Source organism: Streptomyces sp. NPDC042100 (genome assembly GCF_055582325.1).
This window is the reverse complement of the sequence record NZ_JBVJDK010000014.1, coordinates 73702-95649: the sequence shown is the minus strand read 5'-3', so window position 1 is coordinate 95649 and position 21948 is coordinate 73702. Positions and strand designations below refer to the sequence as shown.

Annotated in this window: 19 protein-coding genes and 1 pseudogene; 15 read left to right on the top strand and 5 right to left on the bottom strand. The window is 75.1% G+C overall.

All coding sequences use genetic code 11. From position 1 onward, the window contains the following. The first annotated feature begins 4 nt into the window (after nt 1-4). The 4 genes from ACZ6J5_RS28485 to ACZ6J5_RS28470 are packed head-to-tail and all read left to right on the top strand — an operon-like array spanning nt 5 to nt 3994. Nucleotides 5-937, top strand: a complete 933-nt coding sequence (locus tag ACZ6J5_RS28485; protein WP_469396212.1) for an ABC transporter permease — start codon at nt 5-7, stop codon at nt 935-937. Next, nucleotides 934-1920, top strand: a complete 987-nt coding sequence (locus ACZ6J5_RS28480; protein WP_469396211.1) for an ABC transporter permease — start codon at nt 934-936, stop codon at nt 1918-1920. The genes ACZ6J5_RS28485 and ACZ6J5_RS28480 overlap by 4 nt, the downstream gene beginning before the upstream one ends. Further along, nucleotides 1920-2954 carry an ABC transporter ATP-binding protein gene (locus tag ACZ6J5_RS28475; protein ID WP_469396209.1) on the top strand — a complete coding sequence of 345 codons (1035 nt, stop codon included), beginning with the start codon at nt 1920-1922 and terminating at the stop codon, nt 2952-2954. Before ACZ6J5_RS28480 ends, ACZ6J5_RS28475 begins: the two co-directional genes overlap by 1 nt. Next, on the top strand, nt 2951-3994 hold the full coding sequence (locus tag ACZ6J5_RS28470; protein ID WP_469396207.1) for an ABC transporter ATP-binding protein: 1044 nt from the start codon (nt 2951-2953) through the stop codon (nt 3992-3994). Before ACZ6J5_RS28475 ends, ACZ6J5_RS28470 begins: the two co-directional genes overlap by 4 nt. 92 nt (nt 3995-4086) lie before the next feature. Here ACZ6J5_RS28470 and ACZ6J5_RS28465 read toward each other — a convergent pair whose 3' ends face one another. From ACZ6J5_RS28465 to ACZ6J5_RS28450, 4 genes are all read right to left on the bottom strand, one after another. After that, on the bottom strand, nt 4087-4347 hold the full coding sequence (locus ACZ6J5_RS28465) for a hypothetical protein (protein WP_469396205.1): 261 nt from the start codon (nt 4345-4347) through the stop codon (nt 4087-4089). Between the two features lie 133 nt (nt 4348-4480). Then, nucleotides 4481-5518: an LCP family protein gene (locus ACZ6J5_RS28460; RefSeq protein WP_469396203.1), complete on the bottom strand. Its 1038-nt coding sequence runs from the start codon at nt 5516-5518 to the stop codon at nt 4481-4483. 125 nt (nt 5519-5643) lie between these two features. Continuing rightward, nucleotides 5644-7044 (bottom strand): DEAD/DEAH box helicase, encoded by a 1401-nt coding sequence (locus ACZ6J5_RS28455; RefSeq protein ID WP_469396201.1) that lies wholly within the window; start codon nt 7042-7044, stop codon nt 5644-5646. 118 nt (nt 7045-7162) lie between these two features. Further along, nucleotides 7163-7822 carry a hypothetical protein gene (locus tag ACZ6J5_RS28450; RefSeq protein WP_469396200.1) on the bottom strand — a complete coding sequence of 220 codons (660 nt, stop codon included), beginning with the start codon at nt 7820-7822 and terminating at the stop codon, nt 7163-7165. A 230-nt stretch (nt 7823-8052) separates the two neighbouring features. Between ACZ6J5_RS28450 and ACZ6J5_RS28445 the strand changes: the two genes are divergently transcribed. From ACZ6J5_RS28445 to ACZ6J5_RS28420, 6 genes are all read left to right on the top strand, one after another. Beyond that, entirely contained in the window at nt 8053-8847 is a 795-nt protein-coding gene (locus ACZ6J5_RS28445) for an alpha/beta fold hydrolase (protein ID WP_469396198.1), read from the top strand. Nucleotides 8848-9184: 337 nt separating this feature from the next. After that, on the top strand, nt 9185-9967 hold the full coding sequence (locus ACZ6J5_RS28440) for an NPP1 family protein (RefSeq protein WP_469396196.1): 783 nt from the start codon (nt 9185-9187) through the stop codon (nt 9965-9967). Between the two features lie 160 nt (nt 9968-10127). Further along, the gene (locus tag ACZ6J5_RS28435) at nt 10128-12896 is read left to right on the top strand and encodes an AfsR/SARP family transcriptional regulator (RefSeq protein WP_469396194.1); all 2769 of its coding nucleotides are present in this window, start codon (nt 10128-10130) and stop codon (nt 12894-12896) included. A gap of 123 nt (nt 12897-13019) precedes the next feature. Further along, nucleotides 13020-13679, top strand: coding sequence for a helix-turn-helix transcriptional regulator (locus tag ACZ6J5_RS28430; RefSeq protein ID WP_469396193.1), 660 nt, complete (start codon nt 13020-13022; stop codon nt 13677-13679). After that, on the top strand, nt 13679-14302 hold the full coding sequence (locus tag ACZ6J5_RS28425) for a Pvc16 family protein (protein ID WP_469396192.1): 624 nt from the start codon (nt 13679-13681) through the stop codon (nt 14300-14302). Before ACZ6J5_RS28430 ends, ACZ6J5_RS28425 begins: the two co-directional genes overlap by 1 nt. Beyond that, nucleotides 14299-16374 carry an ATP-binding protein gene (locus ACZ6J5_RS28420; RefSeq protein WP_469396190.1) on the top strand — a complete coding sequence of 692 codons (2076 nt, stop codon included), beginning with the start codon at nt 14299-14301 and terminating at the stop codon, nt 16372-16374. Before ACZ6J5_RS28425 ends, ACZ6J5_RS28420 begins: the two co-directional genes overlap by 4 nt. A gap of 63 nt (nt 16375-16437) precedes the next feature. Here the strand turns inward: ACZ6J5_RS28420 and ACZ6J5_RS28415 are convergent, their stop codons facing one another. Further along, entirely contained in the window at nt 16438-18018 is a 1581-nt protein-coding gene (locus ACZ6J5_RS28415) for a COG1470 family protein (protein WP_469396188.1), read from the bottom strand. A gap of 233 nt (nt 18019-18251) precedes the next feature. Here ACZ6J5_RS28415 and ACZ6J5_RS28410 point away from each other — a divergent pair, with 233 nt between their 5' ends. The 5 genes and pseudogenes from ACZ6J5_RS28410 to ACZ6J5_RS28390 form a co-directional block, all read left to right on the top strand. After that, on the top strand, nt 18252-19850 hold the full coding sequence (locus ACZ6J5_RS28410) for a phage tail sheath family protein (RefSeq protein ID WP_469396187.1): 1599 nt from the start codon (nt 18252-18254) through the stop codon (nt 19848-19850). An 85-nt stretch (nt 19851-19935) separates the two neighbouring features. Then, nucleotides 19936-20379, top strand: coding sequence for a phage tail protein (locus ACZ6J5_RS28405; RefSeq protein WP_362470032.1), 444 nt, complete (start codon nt 19936-19938; stop codon nt 20377-20379). Next, on the top strand, nt 20379-20798 hold the full coding sequence (locus ACZ6J5_RS28400) for a hypothetical protein (protein WP_469396185.1): 420 nt from the start codon (nt 20379-20381) through the stop codon (nt 20796-20798). The genes ACZ6J5_RS28405 and ACZ6J5_RS28400 overlap by 1 nt, the downstream gene beginning before the upstream one ends. After that, nucleotides 20795-20950 carry a DUF6760 family protein gene (locus ACZ6J5_RS28395; RefSeq protein ID WP_469396184.1) on the top strand — a complete coding sequence of 52 codons (156 nt, stop codon included), beginning with the start codon at nt 20795-20797 and terminating at the stop codon, nt 20948-20950. The genes ACZ6J5_RS28400 and ACZ6J5_RS28395 overlap by 4 nt, the downstream gene beginning before the upstream one ends. Before the next feature lie 103 nt (nt 20951-21053). Further along, a pseudogene (locus ACZ6J5_RS28390) lies at nt 21054-21948 on the top strand (hypothetical protein); the annotation flags it as partial.

Below are 21948 nucleotides of genomic sequence, written 5' to 3'. Positions count from 1 at the left end.
TGCCATGACGCTCACCACCAGGCCCCCGGCACCGGCCGGGGGCGACGGGGCCTGGCGCACGGTCCGCGCGGAACTGCGCCGCCGCCTCTCGCTCAAGGTCTCCCTCGCCGTCGTCGCCCTCTTCGTCCTGATGACCGTCGCCGCGCCGCTCATCGGCTCGCTCGGCGGCTGGGGCCCCGAGGAGTTCGACAAGTCCGCCGTCGACCCCTACCTCGGCGGCCAGCCCATCGGTCCGCTCGGCGGGGTCTCCGCCGAGCACTGGCTCGGCGTCGAGCCCATCACCGGACGCGACCTGTACGCCCGGGTCGTGCACGGCGCCCAGGTGTCGCTGCTCATCGCCTTCTCCGCCACCGCGATCATCGTGGTGGCGGGCACCGCCGCCGGGATCGCGGCCGGCTACTTCGGGGGCCGCACCGACACCGTGCTCTCCCGGCTGATGGACCTCACCATGTCCTTCCCCTCCCTCATCTTCATGATCGCGATGATGTCGGTGGCCCGGGACGTCAACCGGACCCTCCTGATGATCCTGGTCATCGGCCTCTTCGGCTGGCCCGGCGTGGCCCGGGTGGTGCGCGGCCAGACCCTCTCGCTCAAGCACCGCGAGTACGTGGACGCGGCCCGCGTCGGCGGCTCCGGCCCCTGGCGGATCCTCGGCCGCGACATCCTCCCCGGTGTCGCGGGGCCCGTCATCGCGTACACCACGCTGATGATCCCCGGCATGATCGCCACCGAGGCGGCCCTGAGCTACCTGGGCGTCGGCGTCCGCCCGCCCACCCCGTCCTGGGGGCAGATGATCGCGGAGAGCGTCGCCTACTACGACACCGACCCGATGTACTTCCTCGTCCCCAGCGTCTGCCTCTTCCTCACCGTGCTCGCGTTCACCCTGCTCGGCGACGCGCTGCGCGACATCCTCGACCCCCGAGGGGGCCGCTCGTGATCCTCTACCTCGGCCGCCGGCTGCTGGGGGTGGCCGGCGTGCTGCTCGCCATCGCCGCCGTCACCTTCGTCATCTTCTACGTGCTCCCCTCCGACCCGGCGGCGGCCGCCTGCGGCAAGTCGTGCAGCGACGAGCGCCTGGAGGCGATCCGCGCCCACATGGGCCTGGACGCCCCGCTGTGGCGCCAGTTCGCCGACTTCGTCTCCGGCATCTTCACCGGCCGCACCATGGGCACCGGCCGCTACGCCCTGCGCTGCGAGTTCCCGTGCCTCGGCTACTCCTACGAGAACAGCGAGGCCGTCTGGGACCTGCTCGTCGACCGGCTGCCGGTCTCCGCCTCGCTCGCCTTCGGCGCCGCCGCCCTCTGGCTGCTCCTCGGGCTCTCCGCCGGGGTGACGGCCGCGCTGCGCAAGGACACCCTCACCGACCGGGCCCTGATGGTCGGCGCGGTCGCCGCCGCCTCGCTGCCGGTGTACTTCACCTCCGTCCTGCTCATCTACGGCTTCATCCGGCTGACCGGACTGCTGCCCTACCCGCAGTACGTGGCCCTCACCAGCGACCCGCTGTCCTGGGCGTCCAACCTGCTGCTGCCCTGGCTGGCGCTGGCCGTGCTCTACGCGGCCATGTACGCCCGGCAGAGCCGCGGCTCGATGATCGAGTCGATGGCGGAGCCGTACATCCGCACCGCCCGCGCCAAGGGCCTGCCGCGCCGCACGGTCGTCGTCAAGCACGGGCTGCGGGCCGGGATGACCCCGGTCCTCACCCTCTTCGGCATGGACCTCGGCGGGCTCCTCGCCGGAGCCGTCATCACCGAGTCCCTCTTCGGACTCCCCGGGATCGGACGCCTCTTCTACGGCGCGCTCACCACCGGCGACCAGCCCGTCATCCTCGGGGTGACGCTGCTCGCCGCCACCTTCATCGTCGTCGCCAACCTGTGCGTCGACCTGCTCTACGCCGTCGTCGACCCCCGAGTGAGGTACTGATGGGCGCACCGGAACCCCTGCTGCGGGTCAGCGGCCTCACCGTCACCTTCCCGACCCCGCGCGGCCCCGTCCGGGCCGTGGACTCCCTCTCCTTCGAGGTGCCGCACGGGCGCACCCTCGGCATCGTCGGCGAGTCCGGCTCCGGCAAGTCGGTGACCTCGCTCGCCGTCATGGGCCTGCACACCGGCGCCGAGGTGACCGGCTCCGTCGCCCTCGACGGGCGCGAGCTGACCGGGCTGCCGGACCGCGAGCTGAACAGGCTGCGCGGCCGGCGGATGGCGATGATCTTCCAGGACCCGCTGTCCAGTCTGCACCCGTACTACACGGTCGGCGAGCAGATCGCCGAGCACCACCGGGTGCACTTCGGTTCCCGGCGGGCCACGGCCCGCGCGCGGGCCGTGGAGGCGCTCGCCGAGGTCGGCATCCCGGAGCCGAAGCGCCGGGCCGGCGAGTACCCGCACCAGTTCTCGGGCGGGATGCGCCAGCGGGTGATGATCGCGATGGCGCTGGTCTGCGAACCGGACCTGCTCATCGCCGACGAGCCGACCACCGCGCTCGACGTGACCGTGCAGGCGCAGATCCTCGACCTGCTGGTCCGGCTCCAGCGGGAGCGGCGGCTCTCCGTCGTCATGATCACCCACGATCTGGGCGTGGTCGCCCGGGTCGCCCACGAGGTGCTCGTCATGTACGGCGGGCGGGCCGCCGAACAGGCCCCGGTGGACGCCCTGTTCGCCGCGCCCGCGCATCCGTACACCCGGGGGCTGCTCGACTCGCTGCCCCGGCTCGACGACCCCGACGACGCCCCGCTGCGGGCGATCCCCGGCACTCCGCCCTCGCTGCTCGACCCGGCGCCCGGCTGCGCCTTCGCGCCGCGCTGTGCCCGGGCCGCCGCCGGCACCGACGAGGAGCGGGCGCGCTGCGCGGGCGAACGCCCGGGTCTCGGCGGACCGGCGGGCCACGTGGCCGCCTGCCACTTCCCGTCGTTCCCGGCGCCGTCCGCGGCGCCCTCCCCGTACGAAAGGGCCGGCTCATGACCCGTTCCCCCGCGGCACCGCCGCATCCGGCGCCCGCTCCCGACGAGGACTCCGCCGCCGAGGCGCCGCTGCTGCGGGTCCGCGAGCTGACGATGACCTTCCCGGGGCGGCGGCGCTCGGCGCCGGTGCGCGCGGTCGACGGGGTCGGCTTCGACCTGGCCGCGGGCGAGACCCTGGGCCTGGTCGGCGAGTCCGGCTGCGGCAAGTCGACCACCGGCCGCATGATCGTCCGGCTCCTGGAGCCGACCTCGGGCTCCGTGACGTACGGCGGCCGGGACGTGACGCATCTGTCGCAGCGGGCGCTGAAGCCGCTGCGGCGGGAGATCCAGATGGTCTTCCAGGACCCGCACTCCTCGCTCAACCCGCGCCAGTCGGTGGCCCGGATCATCGCCGACCCGCTGCTGGTGCAGGGCGGCTCGGCGGCGGACGCGCGGGCGCGGGCACGGGAGCTGATGGAGCTGGTGGGGCTGATCCCGGAGCACGCCGACCGCTTCCCGCACGAGTTCTCCGGCGGGCAGGCGCAGCGCATCGGGATCGCCCGCGCGCTGGCGACCGGGCCGCGCCTGGTCGTGGCGGACGAGCCGGTCTCGGCGCTGGACGTGTCGGTGCAGGCGCAGATCGTCAACCTGATGGAGCGGCTCCAGAAGGAGCTGGGGCTCGCGTACCTCTTCATCGCCCACGACCTGTCGGTGGTGAAGCGGGTCTGCGACCGGGTGGCCGTGATGTACCTGGGCCGGATCGTGGAGATCGGCGCGAAGGAGCGGGTGTACGGGGCGCCCGCGCACCCCTACACCCGGGCGCTGCTGTCGGCGGTGCCGCTGCCGGATCCGGCGGCCGAGCGGGCCCGGGAGCGGATCACGCTGCTGGGCGACCCGCCGAGCCCGGCCGCGCCGCCGCCGGGCTGCACCTTCCATCCGCGCTGCCCGAAGGCGCGGGCGATCTGCCGGACGGAGGCGCCGCCGCTGCGGAGCCTGGCCGTGGGCGAGCCGAGGGAGGTGGCCTGCCACTTCCCGGAGACGGACACGGAAGCGCAGGCATAGGCATATACGTATACGTAAGACGCATACGTAGGTATAGCGCGTACGGCCGGGGGGGGGCGCCGGGCCCGGCACACCCCCCGGCCCAGCCGGCCTCAGCTGTGGTCGGCGCAGCGGTAGACCGGGACGAAGCTGTCGCCCCAGGCCGTCATGACGAACTTCTCGATCGGGGACTCGCCGGCCTCGCAGGGCGGGAAGCCGAAGCGGGTGGTGCTGCCGAGGTCCTGCCCCGTCGCCGGGTCGTACCCGTTGTGGCGGCGCCGCCAGGTCGCCCCGCACCGCCCGCGCATCAGGTGAGGCGTCCCGTTGGGGTCGCGAGTGGTGTCCTGGCTGTACCCGATGTACTCGATGCTCATCTGTCCCGGTCCTTGGCTCGTGAGTCCCTTCCAGCCTCCGGGACGGGACGGGGCCGCTCAAGGGACTTAGGTCGCACCCGGGCGCGACCAAGCTCCCGACTTGGACCGGACCCAAGTCCGCCCGGACGGCCGCTCAGTTGGTGGCGGGGCGCAGCCGGTCGACGGGGTTGCTCTCGACGTACGCGCCGACGGAGTCGTCCCGGTACGCCTTCCAGAGGGCGGCCGCGCGGGTGGTGTCGAGGTGCACGACCGACTGGCCCCTCACCATGCCGGTGCCCTTCACGGGGGCGTTCATGAAGGTCATGTCGCCGGCCCGGACGTCGCGCATGTTCCAGACCAGGTCGCGCAGTTGGCCGTCGCCGAAGCGCTCGTCGACGCTGACGGTCTCGGTGAAGATGTCGAGGGTCTTCTTGAGCTGGAGCGGGTCCTTGAGGGACGCGGAGCTCATGACCTTCTCCAGGACCGTGCGCAGGTAGTTCTGCTGCCGGTGGGTGCGGTCGAAGTCGCCGTTGGGCAGGTCCTTGCGCTCGCCCACGTAGGCGAGGGCCTGCTCGCCGTCCATGTGCCGGCGCTCGCCGTCGGACATCAGGATGTCGACGCCGCCGACGGCGTCGGTGAGCTTGCGGAAGCCGTTCCAGTCGATGACGGCGAAGTGGTCGACCCGTACGTCGGTCAGGCGCTGCACGGTGTCGATGAGGAGCGGCGGCCCGCCCCAGGAGAAGGCCGCGTTGAGCTTGGCCCGGCCCCGGCCGGGGATGTCGACCCAGGAGTCCCGGGGCAGCGAGACGACGTAGGCGGCGGAGTGGTCGGCCGGGATGTGCACGAGCATCATGGCGTCGCTGCGCTGGTCCCCGTACTTCCAGAGCGAGCCCTTGGCGTCGCTGCCCGTGGTGGGGACGTCCGAGCGGGAGTCGAGCCCCATCAGCAGGAAGTTCTGGCCACCCTTGGAGGCGGCGGGCACCGGGGCGTTCGTGGGGAAGGTCTGCGGGATCCGCTGGACCCGGCCCGTGTAGTGCTCGTAGGCCCAGTACCCGACGCCCGAGGTGAGCAGGACCGCCGCCACCAGCAGGGTGAGGGCGGTCAGCAGCACCGTACGGGCCCGGGGCCGCCGCCTCCCGCGTCGTACGGGTATGCCGCCCCCGGCCTCTGCTTCCTCTGCGTCCCCGCTCATCCGGTACGGCTCCCCCTCCGCTGGACACGCCGACTCGCCCCGTCCGGGGCGCACTTCAGGCCACCTAGGATGCCGAAGATCGGCGGGAACCGCGAGGAGTCGGGGAAGCCGGGGGGCGCGGGAGGTCAGGAGCCGCCGCGACGCACCCGGGCGGCCTTGCGGGCCTCGGCGGCGCGCTTGGCGTCGGCGGTCTTGCGGTCGGCGTTCTTGCCTCGGCCGGGGCGGCCCGGGACGGTGCCCCGGCCCCGGAACTCGGCGCCTCGCCGGTCGCGGCCGGCGGCGGTGTCGGGGGCGCCGGCGGCGGCCTTCGCGCCGGTGATCCGGAGCAGCTCGGGCGAGCCGGGGCGGACGTCGGCGGTGCGGGCGCGGACACCCGCCTCCGTGAGGAGCCTGGCCAGGTCGCGGCGCTGGTCGGGCAGGGCGAGGGTGACGACGTCGCCGGAGGCGCCGGCGCGCGCGGTGCGGCCCGCGCGGTGGAGGTAGTCCTTGGGGTCGGTGGGCGGGTCCACGTTGACGACGAGGTCGAGGTCGTCGACGTGCAGGCCTCGGGCGGCGACGTTGGTCGCGACGAGGACGGTGACGGCGCCGGTCCTGAACCGCTCCAGGGTGGCCGTGCGCTGCGGCTGGGACTTGTCGCCGTGCAGGGCGGCGGCCTTCAGCCCGGCGGCGACGAGCTGCCGGGTGAAGCGGTCGACGGACGCCTTGGTGTGCAGGAACATCAGCACGCGTCCCTCGCGTCCGGCGATCTCCCCGGCGACGGCGAACTTGTCGCCGCCGTGGACGCGCAGGACGTGGTGCTCGGCCGTGCCGGCGGAGCCGTCGGCCGGGTCGGCGGAGTGGACCGCCGGGTCCTTGAGGTAGCGGTCGACCAGGGTCTCGACGTCCTGGTCGAGGGTGGCCGAGAAGAGCATCCGCTGGCCGCCGGCCGGGACCTGGTCGAGGAGTTCCGTCACCTGCGGAAGGAATCCGAGGTCGGCCATCTGGTCGGCCTCGTCGAGGACGGTGACGGCCACCTGGTCGAGCCGGCAGTCGCGGCGCTCGACGAGGTCCTTGAGGCGTCCGGGGGTGGCGACGAGGACCTCGGCTCCGGCGCGCAGCTCGCCGGCCTGGCGGCCCGCCTGGAGCCCGCCGACGACGGTCGCGAGCCGCAGGTCGAGGGCGCGCGCGTAGGGCGTGAGCGCCTCGGTGACCTGCTGGGCGAGCTCGCGGGTGGGGACGAGGACGAGGGCGAGCGGCTTCTTGGCGGCGGCGCGGCGGCCCGCGGTGCGGGCGAGCACGGCGAGCCCGAAGGCGAGCGTCTTGCCCGAGCCGGTACGCCCCCGGCCGAGCACGTCACGGCCCGCGAGGGCACTGGGCAGGGCGGCGGCCTGGATCGGGAAGGGGGCGGTGACGCCCTGGGCGGCGAGGGTCTCCAGCACCGCCTCGGGCAGCTCCATGGCGTCGAAGCCCGCCGCGGCCGGGAGCGACGGGGTGTCGCTGAGGTCGGCGAGGCCGGTGGGGTCTCCCGTGCAGGCCGAGCGGTTCATGGGGGTGCCTTCTTCGGTCGGATGTCCGTCAAGCAAATCACGACGGGGAGGAGGCGGCCGAATCCACGCCCCGGGCGGGCGCCCGGGGCGTGGGTGACGCTCGGTGACCGGGGTCGGGTCAGCCGGTGACGGTGATCTGCTGGGCCGGGGCGGTGGTGTCGGTGAACTGGTAGGTGGCGCTGAAGGTGGCCGACTGGTTGCCGGTCGGGCAGAGGAAGCCGCCGGTGCCGGTCGCGGCGACGGGCGCGCCCGCGATGGCCAGGCTGGAGGGGGCGCCGTTGGTCCAGGTGCCGTTGACGGCGGTGGGCCCGGCGGGCGAGGCGGTGAGGGTGCAGCTGGCGAGGCCGCTGGTCTTGATCACGACACCGCCCTTGGGAATGGTGAAGCCGCCGGTGACGGGGGTGCCGTTCTGGACGGACAGGGTCCAGGCGCCGTTGGTGGCGTTGCTGGTGATGGTGGCGTTCACGCCCACGATGCTGGTGCTGCAGCCACTGAAGGTCGGGGGGTTGATCGGGACGGTGACGGGGCCGGCGGCGTTGTGGTTGCCGGGGGCGGCGGGGACGGCGTTGTTGGCGCCGCTGGTGGGTGTGGAGGCGGAGACGGTGCAGGTCATGGTGGTGGACCCGGCCACGAAGGTGGCCTTGCCGGAGAGCTTGGCGGCGAAGGAGTGCCCGGCCGGGAGCAGGGTGGTGGGGGCCGCGGCCTGGGTGCCGGTGGCGCCGAAGGTGAGGGCGGTGGCGGCGGCGAGGCCGGTCAGGGAGACGAGCAGCCTGGACATGGGGGATCTCCTCGGTGTTCGACGGTGGGGTGCGAGGAGGTGCGGTTCATCGCGGTGGAGCGGGGACGCGCGAAGCGACTTGAGAGTAGAACCGGCCAGTAGGGGTCTCCAAGCTGGTTTCCCGCCACTACTGACAGATCGTCAAGCACGTTGACCCGTCTCGGTACTTGACGCATCCGGTGGGCGAGGCGGGCTGGTGTCGCGGCGGGCCGCCCGAGGAGACTTGCCCCATGGAGACCATGGTGAAGACGGACGGCGGCGAGCTCTGGGCGGACGACACGGGCGGCGCCGGCGCGGCGGGCCCGCCGCTGGTCCTGGTCCATCCGGGCGTCGGCGACTCGACGATCTGGGACCCGGTGCTGCCCGCGCTCGCCGCGCGGCACCGGGTGATCCGCTACGACGCCCGGGGATACGGGCGCTCGCCCGCGCCCACCGTGCCGTACCTCCCGGTCGCGGACCTCGCGGCGGTGCTGGACCACTTCGGCCTGGAGCGGGTGGTGCTGGTGGGCTCCAGCATGGGCGGGGCCGCCTCGATCGGCCTCACCCTGGACCAGCCCGAGCGGGTCGCGGGCCTCGCGCTGTTCGTGCCGGGGGTCACGGGCTACCCGGGACTGGAGGAGGCGCGGTTCTACGAGGAGCTGGAGCGCTTCGCGAAGGCCGGGGACCTGGAGGGCATCGTGCGGCTCGGCCTCGCCACCTGGGGCGGGGCGGGCGGCGGCACCCCGGAGACGGATCCGGTGGCCGCCGCGCAGCTGCGGGGCGTGCTGCCGGCCTGGTTCGCGAACGTCGGGCACCAGCGGACGGACGCCCCGGCCTTCGGCCGGCTCGGCGAGATCGCGGCGCCGACCCTGCTGGCGCTGGGAGAGCTCGACCAGCCCGTGGTCGTGCGCTGCAACGAGGAGATGGCCGCCCGGATCCCCGGCTGCCGCCTCGTCCGTCTGGCCGGCTGCGACCACTATCCGACCCTGCGGCAGCCGGAGACCGTCGCGCGGCTGATCGAGGAGCTGTCCGCCGGGGCGGTGTGAGCCGGCCCCCGATGCGGCGCCGCCCCCGGAGCGAAGCCGGGTCCGGGGGCGGCCGAGAGCGGCGACGTCGGCGCACGACGCTCTCCGGGCACGGGGTCCAGGAGCCCCCACAGCTCCCGTTCAGGACGACCCCGACCGCTGACGATCCTGCCGCGCCCGGGGCCGGGTTCCGCCCGCAACCGCCGCCTCCCACACGATCCGGCGAACCCGGCCCGCCGGCTTGACGCGTCGCGCGCCCCCCGCGCGCCCCACCCGTAACCCCCCGTTCCCCGCACGGTGGTTGACGCCCCGAGGGGCGGGCTGCGAGCGTCGGCCCACCCCCACCCGAGGAGTTGACGTGCACCTGATATCCGGACGCCCCCGGCGCTCCGCCCCCGCCGCCCTCGCCGCCCTGCTGTGCGCCCTGGCCCTCGTGCTCGGCGTCCCCGCCACCGCCCACGCCGCCGTGCTGCCGCCGCTGCCGCAGAACGCCGACGGCCTGGACCAGACCTTCGCCCCGGCGTACGACTTCGACACCGACGGCTGCTACGTGACCGCCGCCATCGGCGCGGACGGCACCCTCAACCCGGGCCTGAAGCTCGGCGGCACGGTGAACGGCAAGTGCCACGACCCGGCCCAGCTCGCCTCGGCGAACAGCTACTCGCGCGCCAAGTGCAACAACGGCTGGTGCGCCGTCATGTACGCCAGCTACTTCGAGAAGGACCAGGCCACCTGGGGCCCGCTGGCCATCGGCCACACCCACGACTGGGAGCACGTGGTGGTGTGGATCAGCGACGACCAGGTGCGGTACGTCTCGGTCTCCCAGCACAGCGGCTACCAGGTCGCGGCCCGCTCGGCGGTCCGCTTCGACGGCACCCACCCCAAGATCGTCTACCACAAGGACGGCGCCTCGACCCACTGCTTCCGCTTCGCCAACGCGGACGACGACCGCATCGAGAACGCCACCGGGGGCTGGTTCTACCCGCGCCTGGTCGGCTGGAACGGCTACCCGGCCGGCCTCCGCGACCGTCTGACGGGCGCCGATTTCGGCTCCGCCACGCTCAAGATCCGGGACGTCGACTTCGCCTACCACCTCGGCCGCTCGATGCCCGCCGGCATCCCCTTCGACCCGAACGCCTGAGGCCCGGGGGCCGAGCGGAACCGGCCCGGGCGGCCGTGGTGATCAAGCCGAACAGCACCGGGGCGGTCCGGTTCCGGACAACTGGAGGGTCCCGACAAAGGTCTGGGAGGGCCGGGCGGTGATACTGGAGGGCCCACGGAATCGGTAGAAGGAGGGCCGGGTGGAGTTCCGCCTGCTCGGGACGGTGTCCATCGCGACCGAGGAAGGCGAGCTGCCACTCGGCCCCGCCAAACGGCGCGGCGTCCTCGCCGCGCTGCTGCTGCGCGCGAACGCCGTCGTGCCCGTGGACCGGCTGATCGACGCCGTCTGGGACGAGCGCCCGCCCGCGCGGGCCCGCACCGTCGTCCAGGGGCACGTCTCTCGGCTGCGGGCCCTGTTCGAGCAGGGCGGCGCCGACCACTACGGGGTCGAGCTCGCCACCCACGGGCAGGCCTACGAGCTGCGGATGCCCGACCACCTCCTGGACGCCCACCGCTTCGAGGAGCTGGTCCAGCTCGCCGGGCACCAGAAGCACCCCGGGGACGCGGTCCTGATGCTGCGCGAGGCGCTCTCGCTGTGGCGCGGCCCCGCCCTCACCGGGACCGTGGCCAGCGAGCCGCTGCTGATGGCGGCCCGCGCGCTGGAGGAGACCCGGCTGGTCACCGTCGAGCAGCTCGCCGCGGCCTACGGGCGGCTCGGCGAGCACGTGAAGGCGGCCGCGCTGCTGCGCGCCGAGTCGGCGGCCAATCCGCTGCGCGAGTCCCTCGCGGCGGCCCTGATGCTGTCGCTCTACCGGGCCGGGCACCAGTCGGACGCCCTCGACTGCTACCACCGCACCCGGACCCAGCTCGCCGACGAGCTCGGTGTGGACCCGGGGCCCGCGCTGCGCGCCGCGTACGAGGCCGTGCTGCGCGGCACCCCGCCCGCCGCGCCGGCCACCGCCGGCGACGCCCCGGTCTCCGGCGGGCCCGCCGAGTGGCCCGGAGCGCCGGAGTCCGCCCCCGCCGCCGAGCCCGCGCCCCCCGCCGCGGCCCTGCCCGCCCCCGACCTGCTGCCCCGCGCCCCGCGCGGCTTCCTCGGCCGCGCCCGCGAGCTGGCCGCCCTCGACACCGCCGTCGAGCGCGCCCGGGTCGCGCTCGTCACCGGCCCCGCCGGGGTCGGCAAGACCGCGCTCGCCCTCAACTGGGCGCACCGGCGCGCCGCCCACTACCCCGACGGCGTGCTCTACGCCGACCTGCGCGGCTTCAGCCAGGACGACGGCGTCGACAGCTCCGACGTCCTGCGCGAGTTCCTGCCCGCGCTCGGCGTGCCGCCCCGCCAGGTGCCCGAGTCGCCGACGGCCGCCGCCGCGCTCTACCGCTCGCTCACCGAGGACCGGGCGCTGCTCGTCGTCCTCGACAACGTGCGCAGCGCCGACCGGGCCCGCCCGCTGCTCCCGGCCGGGGCGCGCTGCGCGACCGTGGTCACCTCGCGGCTGCGGCTCGGCGGGCTGGTCGTCAGCGAGCTGGCCCGCCCGGTGCCGCTCGGCGTGCTGGGGCTCGACGACTCGGCCGCGCTGCTGGCCGCGGCCGTCGGCGGGGACCGGGTCGACGCGGAGCCCGCCGCCGCCCGCCGGCTCGCCGCCCTGTGCGACGGGCTGCCGCTCGCGCTGCGGGTCACCGCCGCGCAGCTCGCCGCCCGCCCGCACTGGCGGCTCGCCGACCTGGCCGCCGAACTCGCCGACGAGCAGCGGCGGCTGTCCCTGCTCTCGGTGGACGACTCCGAGTGCGCCGACGGGCAGGGCGTGGCCGCCGCGCTCCGCCTCACCGTGCAGGGCCTGCCCGACGAGGCCGCGCGGCTGTTCCGGCAGCTCGGCGTGGTGCCGGGGACCGACCTGGACCGGCACGCGGCGGCGGCGCTGCTCGACCGGACCCCGCCGGTGGCCGCGGAGGCCCTGGACCGGCTGTGCGACGCGCACCTGCTCACCGAGTACGCGCCCGGCCGGCACACCCTGCACGACCTGGTCCGGCTGTACGCGCGCGGCCTCGACGCCGACGAGGACGCCCTGCTGCGGCTGCTCGACCACTACACCCTGGCCGCGATGGCCGCCGCCCGCGCCGCCGAGCCGGACGACCAGCCGTGCTGCGCGGCACCGTCCAACGCCCGGCTGCCCCGGACGGCCGCGCAGTTCGCCGGGCGGGACGCGGCCCTGCTCTGGTACGCGGCCGAGCGCGACAACCTCGCGGCGGCGGTCGCCGCCGCCCGCGCGGCCGGTCTGCACGACCGGGCCTGGCGGCTCGCGGTCCTCCAGTGGCCGTACATCCTGTGGCACAGCCACGACGCCTGGGTGCCGCTCCTGGAGGCGGCGGCCGACTCGGCGGCCCGGGAGGGGGACGCCGACGCCGAGTCGCGGGTCCGCGCCCTGCTGGGCTGGGTCCTCACCCAGGAGAACCGGCTCACCGAGGCCCTGGTCCACCTGCGGCTCGCGCCCCCGCTGGCCGCCCGCGCCGGCGAGGCGTCCAGCGAGGCGACCGCGCTGGTGAACCTGGCCGTCGCGCTCGACCGCTTCGGGGTGAGCGAGGAGTCCCTCGGGCACACCGAGCGGGCCGCCGTCCTGGTCCGGGGCACCGGCGACGTGATGACCGAGCTCCTCGCCCTGGAGCACCGGTCGCGCCAGCTCCTCTCCGTCGGCGACCCGGCCGGGGCGCTGGCCTGCGCGCGCGAGGGGCTGGCCCTGGACGGCGACACCGTCAACGGCCTGGTGGGGATACGGCACAGCATGCTCACCGCGACGGCGGGCACGGCCCTGATCGACCTCGGCCGCACCGAGGAGGCCGCCACCCTGCTCGTACAGGCCAGGGAGATGGGCCTCGCGCACGGCTACAAGGAGGGCGTGCAGCGGGTCGAGGCGCAGCTGCGCCGGCTCGACGCGGCGGCCTCGGCGGCCGGGGCGGCGGCGACGGAGCGTTAGCCGGGCGTTAGCCGCGCGGCGACGGGACGGCAATGCCCCCCGTGAATGTGGTGGAGACCAATGAAACGACTGTTCGACGGTCGTTCACCAGCACATTCTTGGGGGAAGGGCAGGCATCCGGGGATGCTCACCACACGCGTGGCAGTGACCGTCCACGCCGCCGACCCGCTCAGCCGGGCCGGACTCATCAGCCATTTACAGCACCAGCCGACGATCGAGGTGGTGCCCGAGCATCCCGCCGAGGAGCCGGGCGAGGGACGGGACGGCGCCCCCTCGGTCGCCGTGATGCTCGCGGACCGGATCGACGAGACCGCCACGACCGAGCTGCGGCGCGTGCTGCGCGGCGGGGACCAGCGGGTCGTGCTCGTCGCCGGCGAACTGCGCGAGCCGGATCTGCTCACCGTCGTCGAGTACGGGGTGCGCGCGATCCTCTGGCGCCACCAGGCCACCGAGCAGCGGCTCCTCAACGCCGTGCACAGCGCGGCGCGCGGCGACGGCGAGCTCCCGCCGGACCTGATCAGCCGGCTGCTCAACCAGGTGGGCCGGCTCCAGCGGGCGACCACCACCGCGACCACCGGGACCGCCCCGCTGTTCGGGATGGCCCCGCGCGAGGTGGACGTGCTGCGGCTGCTCGCCGAGGGGCTCGACACCCGGCAGATCAGCGAGAAGCTCGCCTACTCCGAGCGCACCGTCAAGAACATCCTGCACGCGCTGATGACGCGGCTCCATCTCGCCAACCGGGCTCACGCCGTGGCGTACGCACTCCGCGAGGGCTACATCTGATGATCCACGAGATCGACGAGGCGCTGGGCCGCCTCCTGGCCCCCGCCGTCACCGGGGACGTCTCCTTCGACCCGCCGACCCGCGACTGGGCCGCCCGCCGCACCGCGCCGACCCTCAACGCGTACCTCTTCGACATCCGGGAGGACGTGGCGCGCCGCGAGCGCGGGGCGTACGCGGAGCGCGACGCCCGGGGGGCCGTGGTGCGCCGCCGCCAGCCCCGGCGCTGGTTCCGGCTCTCCTACCTGGTGACCGCCTGGACCTCCCGCCCGGAGGACGAGCACCGGCTGCTGTCCGGCGCCCTCGCGCTGCTGCTGCCGCACGAGGCGCTGCCGCAGGAGGTGGTCCCCGAGGTGCTGCGCGCGGACGGGGGCACCCCGGCGCTGCCGCTGACCGTGGCCGTCCCGCCGGCCGAGTCCCGGTCCCTCGCGGACATCTGGTCGGCGCTCGGCGGGGAGCTGAAGCCCTCGCTGGACGTGGTGATCACCACCCCGTTCCCGGTCGTCCCGGTGTACGACGTGGCGCCGCCGGTCACCGAGGGCATGGCGGTCACCGTGCGCGGCTCCGACGGGGTGCCGTCGGACTCCGCGCCCCGCATGGTCCGGCGGACGGAGTACCTGCCGTGAGCGCCGCCGGCCTGACCGCACGGCTCGCGGCGCTGCGGGAGCGGGTGCGGGGCGTGGTCGAGGACCGCGCCGCCGGGGACCCGACCGCCGCCGACCCGCTGCGCGGCCTGTACCTGACCCCCGAGTCGGCCCTGCGCTCCGCCGCCCGCCCGCTCGGCGCGCCGGACCCGGCGGAGGAAGCGGGGACGGGAGCGGGGACGGGAGCGGGGACGGACGCCGGAACGGACGCGGTTCCGGGACCGGAGACGGGCCCAGGCCCGGAGGCGGACGCGGACGGCCGGCTCGGCGCGCTCGCGCGTGCCTTCGGGCTCGTCCCGCTCGACGTCCACGTCCTGCTGACCGCCCTCGCGCCCGACGTGGACCGGGCCTTCGAGCCGCTGTTCGGGTATCTCAACGACGACGTCGGCCGACGCCGGGCGACGGTGGCGCTCGCCCTCGGGCTCGCGGGCACCGGCCCGCACCAGCCCGCCGCCCGCGACCGCTTCCACCCGGCCGCGCCGCTGTGCGCCGGGGGCCTGCTGCTCGTCGAGGACGAGGAGCGGCCGCTGCCGGGGCGGGCGCTGCGGGTGCCGGAGCGGGTGGTGGCCCATCTGCTCGGCGACGACGGGCGGCTGGACGCGCTGCTGCCGGGCGCCGGGGTGGAGCTGCTGCCGCCCGCCCCGCCGGGGACGGCCCCGGTGGCCGGGGCGCTGGACGAGCTCGCCGGCCGGATCCTCGCCGCCGCGCCGGTCGCCGTGCACCTGCGGGAACGGACCCCCGGCAGCGGCGCCGACGCCGTCGCCGAGGCGCTGTGCGGCGCGGGCGTGCCGGTGCTCCGGCTGCGCGCGGGCGCCGGGGACGCCGACGGCGCCCTCGGGACCGTACTGCTGCGGGAGGCCCGGCTGCGGGGGGCGGCCGTCGTGGTCGAGCCGCTGCCCCGGGACGCCGGTCCGCTGGTGCGGGCGCTGGCGGTGCCGGACGCGACCGTCGTGTTCGCCGGGACCGACGCCCCGGATCCGCGCTGGGCGCCGCAGGTGGAGCCGCTGGCACTGGAGGCGCCCGCCGACGCGGCCGGCTCGGCCGAGCTGTGGCGGCGCGAACTCGGCACCGGAGAGCCCGCGTTCGACCTGGCCGAGGCGGTCGCCCCGTACCGGCTCGGCGGCGGTCCCATCCGCCGGGCGGCCCGTTCGGCGCTGGCGCTCGCCTCCTTCGAGGGGTCTGAGCTGACGGCCGCGCACGTGCAGCGCGGGGCGCGCCTGATGTCGGCGCCGCTGCTCGACAGCCACGCCCGGCGGGTGCGCCCCGCCGTCGGCTTCGACGACCTGGTGCTGCCCGAGGAGCCGCTGGGGCTGCTGCGCGAGCTGACCGGGCGGGCCCGGCACCGGGACAGGGTGCTCGGGGGCTGGCGGCTGCGCACCGGCGGCGGGCGCGGGCGGGGCGTGGTGGCCCTGTTCGCCGGGGAGTCCGGCACCGGAAAGACGCTGGGCGCCGAGGTCGTCGCGGGCGAACTCGGCCTGGACCTCTATGTGGTGGACCTGTCGTCGGTCGTCGACAAGTACGTGGGCGAGACGGAGAAGAACCTGGAGCGGATCTTCGCCGAGGTCGACCGGACCGACTGCGTGCTGCTCTTCGACGAGGCCGACGCCGTCTTCGGCAAGCGTTCCGAGGTGCGCAGCTCGCACGACCGGTACGCCAACCTGGAGAGCGCCTATCTGCTCCAGCGTCTTGAGTCCTTCGACGGGATCGCGGTGCTGACGACCAATCTGCGGGCCAACATCGACGAGGCGTTCACCCGCCGGCTCGACCTGGTGGTGGACTTCCCGTTCCCGGACCCGGAGCAGCGGGTGGCGCTGTGGGAGGCGTGTCTGGCAGGCGCCCCGCAGGCGCCGGACCTCGCGGACGCGCTCGCGGAGTGCGCGAAGGGCTTCGAGCTGGCGGGCGGCGCGATCCGCTCGGCGGCGGTGACCGCCGGCTATCTGGCGGCGGGCCGGGGCGGCCCGGTGACCGGGGACGACGTACGGGCGGGGGCCCGGCGCGAGTACCAGAAGGCGGGCCGGCTGCTGCCGGACGCCGGGGTGCCCTGGGCTCCGTAGCGGCGTCACGGGAGAGATGAGGAGGAGGCCCGCCGGGTGGCACGCGCGGGCCTCCTCGGTCTGTCAGGGGCGCCAGATCACGCCGCCGCCGAGCATGGTGCGGATGGTGGGCCAGTCGATGGTGCCGTTCACCGACAGGCCCATGGCCTTCTGGTAGTCGCGGACGTGCGCGATGACATTGGAGTTGTAGCTGGTGGAGGGGCCCGTCACGCCGTTGCGGAAGTAGTCGATGCCGAGGTCCGCGTTGGCCCGTGCGACGTCCATGTCGTGGGCGTCGAAGGTGCCGTTCATGGCCCAGTAGAAGGCGGCCATGAAGCGGGTCGTCTCCCAGCCGCCGCGCTTGACGTCGTCGGGGGTGACCCCCTGCATCCACAGCGAGGTCAGCGTGGCCGGGCCGAGTGTGCCCTCTGCGTCGACGCTGAGGATCTTGTGGGGGTTCTTGCCGCTGTCGTCGACGGCGTTCTGGTAGCAGACCAGGGAGGCACGGGTCGGGGCGTCGATCACGCCGCGGGTGAAGGTGCCGCGGGGGCTGCACGCGTTCTTCAGCTTGACCAGGCGTTCCTGGGCGAACTCGACGACGCGGTCCTTCTGGTAGCCGGGCCCCCAGGGCGGGCCGACCTTGGCGGGCGTCTGGGTGCGGGGCTGCTGTGCGGGGCCGCCGCCCTGGTTGCCACCGGTGGTGCCACCGCCGCCACCGCCGCCGTCACCGGTGGCGGGCGGCGGGGCGCCGCCGCCGTCGGGGTTCCCGCCGTCGGCGGGCGGCGGCGACGCGCCGCCGGGTCCGGTGCCCGCGGCGTCGCCGGTGCCCGGGGGCGCCGGCGGGGGCGTCGGGAGGTTCGTCCCGTCGCCCTGCTGCACGGGGTTGGGGGCGCCGGAGGCCATCAGCTCCTTGGCCGAGCTGCCGATCTTGGGCGAGAAGCCGAACCAGAGCACCGCGAAGGCGACGGCGCCCGCGACGAGCAGTCCGCCGACCGTCATCAGCCAGGCGCCGACGACGGGCCGCTGGGCGAAGGTGCCCTCCAGCTCCTGCCCGGAGTCGTCGCCCGAGCGGCGCAGCGCCAGGGTGAAGCGGTGGCTCTGCTCGCCGCCGGTCCACCGGATGTCCCGGGGCCGCAGCCCCAGTTCGGCGAAGGCGGCACGGCCCGGGTCGACGCGCACGGCGTTCGGCGCCAGGTCGAACTCCAGGGCGTCGGTCTCGTCGCGGGCCACCAGGGAGGCCGTCACGGGGGTGTTGCCGAGGTTGTCGACGGCGACCCGGGCCTTGCCCCGGAAGCGCCCGGTCAGGGCGGGCGGGAGGAGTTCGGCACGGATCTCGGTGAAGGGCGCGATGGTCAGCTGCCCTTCGACGACGTCGCGCACGGCGCCGTTCTCGCGGGGTTCGACCCGGATGCCGTAGGCGGCGGGGCCGGCCTCCGCGTCGGGGCTGCGCGGCGGGGCGAACGAGATCTCCGCGGTCCCCTCCGCACCCGGATAGAGGCGCAGTACATCGGGTTCGACGCGGCCCCAGCCCGCGGGCCTGCCGACGAGGGAGAGCCGGTACTCCTCGACGGTGTCGCCGGTGTTCCGCACCCGCAGCCGGGCGGTGGCCCGGGAACCGGGCTCGACGGCCACGGCGGCCGGGTCCAGAGAGGTCCAGATGGTCATGGGCCGCAGGCTACGGGCGGGGGGCGCGCGCGGGCGTGTCCGAAGGTCCCGGGCCGGGGGCAGGCCCGGCTGCCCTTCCGTACGGACTGCCCTTCCGGGTGTCCGGTGAGGCAGCGATCGCTGCCCTCGGCGCCGCCCGTTCGACCACGCGCCGGGGCCCGGGGGCGGGAGAGAGTCGGAAGCGTCACCGCCCCTTTCCCGTCCTCGGTACCCCTCCAGGAGCGCACGTACCCATGCCCACCTACCTCTCCCCCGGTGTCTACGTCGAGGAAGTCGCCAGCGGCTCCCGTCCCATCGAGGGCGTCGGCACCTCCGTCGCCGCGTTCGTCGGCCTGGCGCCGACCGGACCGCTGCACGAGCCGACGCTGGTGACCAACTGGTCGCAGTACGTGGCCTCCTTCGGCGACTTCACGGACGGGTACTACCTGGCGCACTCCGTCTACGGCTTCTTCAACAACGGGGGCACCGCCGCGTACATCGTGCGGGTCGGCGGCGGGGACGCCTCCGGCGCGCTGCCGTCCGCCTCGGACACGAGCGGTGCGGGCGCCCCGAAGGAGCTGCTGCCGGGCGCCGCCGTCGCGCTCGGCTCCTTCCGGGTCGCCGCGATCGCCGCCGGTTCCGGGCCCGAGGGCACGCTGACCGTCGAGGTGCAGGACGCGGAGGGCGACCCGGAGGGAGCCGAGCGCTTCAAGCTGGTCGTGAAGGACGGCGACAAGGCCGTCGAGACCTTCGAGGTGAGCGCGAAGAAGAGCGCCCGCAACTTCGTGGTCACGCAGGTGCGGCAGCGGTCGAAGACGATCGTGGTGGAGGAGGCCGCGGCCGGCGCCGCGCTCGCCCGCCCCGAGGCGCAGACCGTGACCCTGGCCCCGCCCGCCCCGGCGCCGCTGCCGGTGCCCTCGGCCGGCTCCGGCCGGGGCCAGGCCCTGGACTCGGGCCGGTTCATCGGCGACTCGGCGGACCGCACCGGCTTCGGCGGCCTGGAGGCGTACGACGAGATCACCATGGTGGCCGTGCCCGACCTGATGGCCGCCTACCAGCAGGGCCTGATCGACCTGGAGCAGGTCAAGGCCGTGCAGCTGGGGCTGATCGCGCACTGCGAGCTCATGGGCGACCGGATGGCGCTGCTCGACCCGCCGCCCGCCCTGAACGCCCGCGACGTGCGCACCTGGCGGCAGGAGACCGCCGGCTACGACTCGCGCTACGCGGCGCTCTACTACCCGTGGATCAAGGCCTTCGACCCGGCCACCGGCCAGACCCGTATCGTCCCGCCGTCGGGCCACATGGCCGGCGTGTGGGCCCGCAACGACTCCGAGCGCGGCGTGCACAAGGCGCCCGCCAACGAGATCGTGCGCGGCGCGGTGGACCTGGAGCTCCAGATCACCCGCGGCGAGCAGGACCTGCTCAACCCGGTCGGCGTCAACTGCATCCGGGCCTTCCCGGGCCGCGGCATCCGCGTGTGGGGCGCCCGCACGCTGGCCTCCGACCCGGCGTGGCGCTACCTCAACGTGCGCCGCTACTTCAACTACCTCGAAGAGTCGATCCTGATCGGCACCCAGTGGGTCGTCTTCGAGCCGAACGACCAGGCCCTGTGGGCGCGGATCCGCCGCAACATCTCGGCGTTCCTGGTGAACGAGTGGCGCTCCGGGGCGCTCTTCGGGCAGCGGCCCGAGGACGCGTTCTACGTGAAGTGCGACGAGGAGACCAACCCGCCGGAGTCCGTGGACGTCGGCCGCGTGGTCTGCGAGATCGGCATCGCGCCGGTGAAGCCCGCGGAGTTCGTCGTCTTCCGCCTGGCGCAGTTCCAGGGCGGCGGGGGCGAACTGGAGGAGTAGGCCCGGCCCTTCCGCCCGGCCTCCCTCCCGGCACCCCGCCCGACCCGCAGAGCATCGAACAAGAACCAAGGAGTGACCCCACACCATGTCCCTGCAGCCCGGTGACGCTCTCACCACCCATAATTTCGGCCTCCAGATCGACGGCGTCATGGTCGAGTACCTCCAGGAGGTCAACGGCCTGTCGATGGAGCAGGACGTCATCGAGTACCAGCAGGTCTCGGCGGACGGCAAGCCGGTCGTGAAGAAGATGCCCGGCGTGAAGAAGGCCGGTCAGTGCACGGTCGTGCGCGGCATGACGCAGAGCGCGACCTTCAACGAGTGGATCAACCAGTCCATCGCCGGCGACATGGGCTCCGCCCGCAAGAACGCCACGATCATGATGATGGACTACCAGAACAACCCGGTGAAGCGGTACAACCTGCGCAACGCCTGGTGCAGCAAGGTCGACACGAGCGGGGTCAAGGCGGGCGACGCCGCCGCGCTCACCGAGTCCGTCACCATCGTGTTCGAAGAGCTGGTCATCGAGTAATGCGACGCGAAGGCCCTGGGGGCGCCCTGGCGTCCGCTCCCGCAGAACCCCTGCGCACGGAGTTCGAGTTCGAGCTCCCGCGCGGTTACGTCGACGAGTCCGGCACCGTCCACCGCCGGGGCGCCATGCGGCTGGCCACGGCGCGGGACGAGCTGGTCCCGCTGCGTGACGTCCGGGTACGGGAGAACCCCGCGTACCTCTCGGTCGTGCTGCTGGGCCGGGTCGTCACCCGGCTCGGCACACTGCCGTCGGTGCACGACGGGACGGTGGAGAACATGTTCGCCTCCGACCTGGCGTTCCTCCAGGACTTCTACCGGCAGATCAACGCGGAGGGCCACACCCGGGCCGCCGTGGCCTGCCCGCACTGCTCGGAGTCCTTCGAGGTCGAGCTGGCCGGGAGCCGCCTGGGGGAATCGTGACGTACGCGGCCGACCGGATCGAGGAGGAGGCCGCGTACCTCGCCTACCACTTCCACTGGTCCCTCGACTCCGTGCTGGACCTGGAGCACGGGGACCGGCGGCGGTACGTGGAACGGGCGGCGACGCTCGTGGAGCGGGCGGCCCAGGGCTGACCGCAGGGCTGAGGAGAGAAGAGGAAGAGGCCGCGCAGGCCCAGCAAGCGGAGCAGGCCGAGCAGGCGGAGCGGGAAGAGAAGGGGACACGGGAAGGATGGGGATGTTCGGCAGGTGGAGGTCGCGACGGGACGCGGACGGTGCGACGGCGCCCGCCGGGGCGGCGGAGCCGGTCGCGGCGCCCCGGCGCGCTCCGGGCGACGCGTGGGCGGCGCTGCCGCCGGTCCAGCGCGTTCTTGCCCCGCCGAGCCGGGTCGCCGACCCGTCCTTCTCCGCCGCGCTCGCGACCCACGGGAACCCGTCCTTCCACCGTGAACCGGGCCACGGCCGCACCCCGGCGGCCCCCGGCGGCCTCCTCCTGGACGCCGTCCGCGTCCCCCGGGACCAGCCCGCCGCGCCGGACCTGCCGGCGGTACGGCTGCCGGTGCGCCCGCCGGTGGCGGACGCGGGGGCGGCGGGTGCCGCCGGGGTCGCGGGCGGGGTGACCTCCGGTGCCGTGACGGCCGGGGAGCCCCGGGGCGTGCAGCGGGCCGCCTCGCGGGCGGCCTCGCGGGCGGCCGAGCCCGTGGGCCCGGTCAGCGCTCCGGCCGTACGGCGGACCCCGGAGGTGCCTTCGCGCACCGCCGCGCCGGACACGGCCCCGGAGTCCGCGCGCGCGGCCGGGCCGACGGGCGCCGAGGCCGCGCCGACCGTGCAGCGGGCCGGCGGGGTGCCCTCGGGCGCCGCCGGGCCGTCGAGCCGCGCCGTCACGCGCCCGACCGGCGCGCAGCCGCCGCGCGCCACCGGGCCGGTGGGTCCCGCCGGGCCGGTGAGCCGCCCCGTGACCCCGGCGACCGTCGCGGAGACCTCCTCCCGGCGCGACACCACCGCGCCGGTCACGGCCGACCCGGTGCGCCGGGACGGCGCGGCCGGCGGTCGGCGGGCCGCCGAGACGCCCTCGCCCGCCGCCCCGCCGACCGCCGCCGAACTCCCGCGCGCCGCCCGCCCGGTGAGCCACG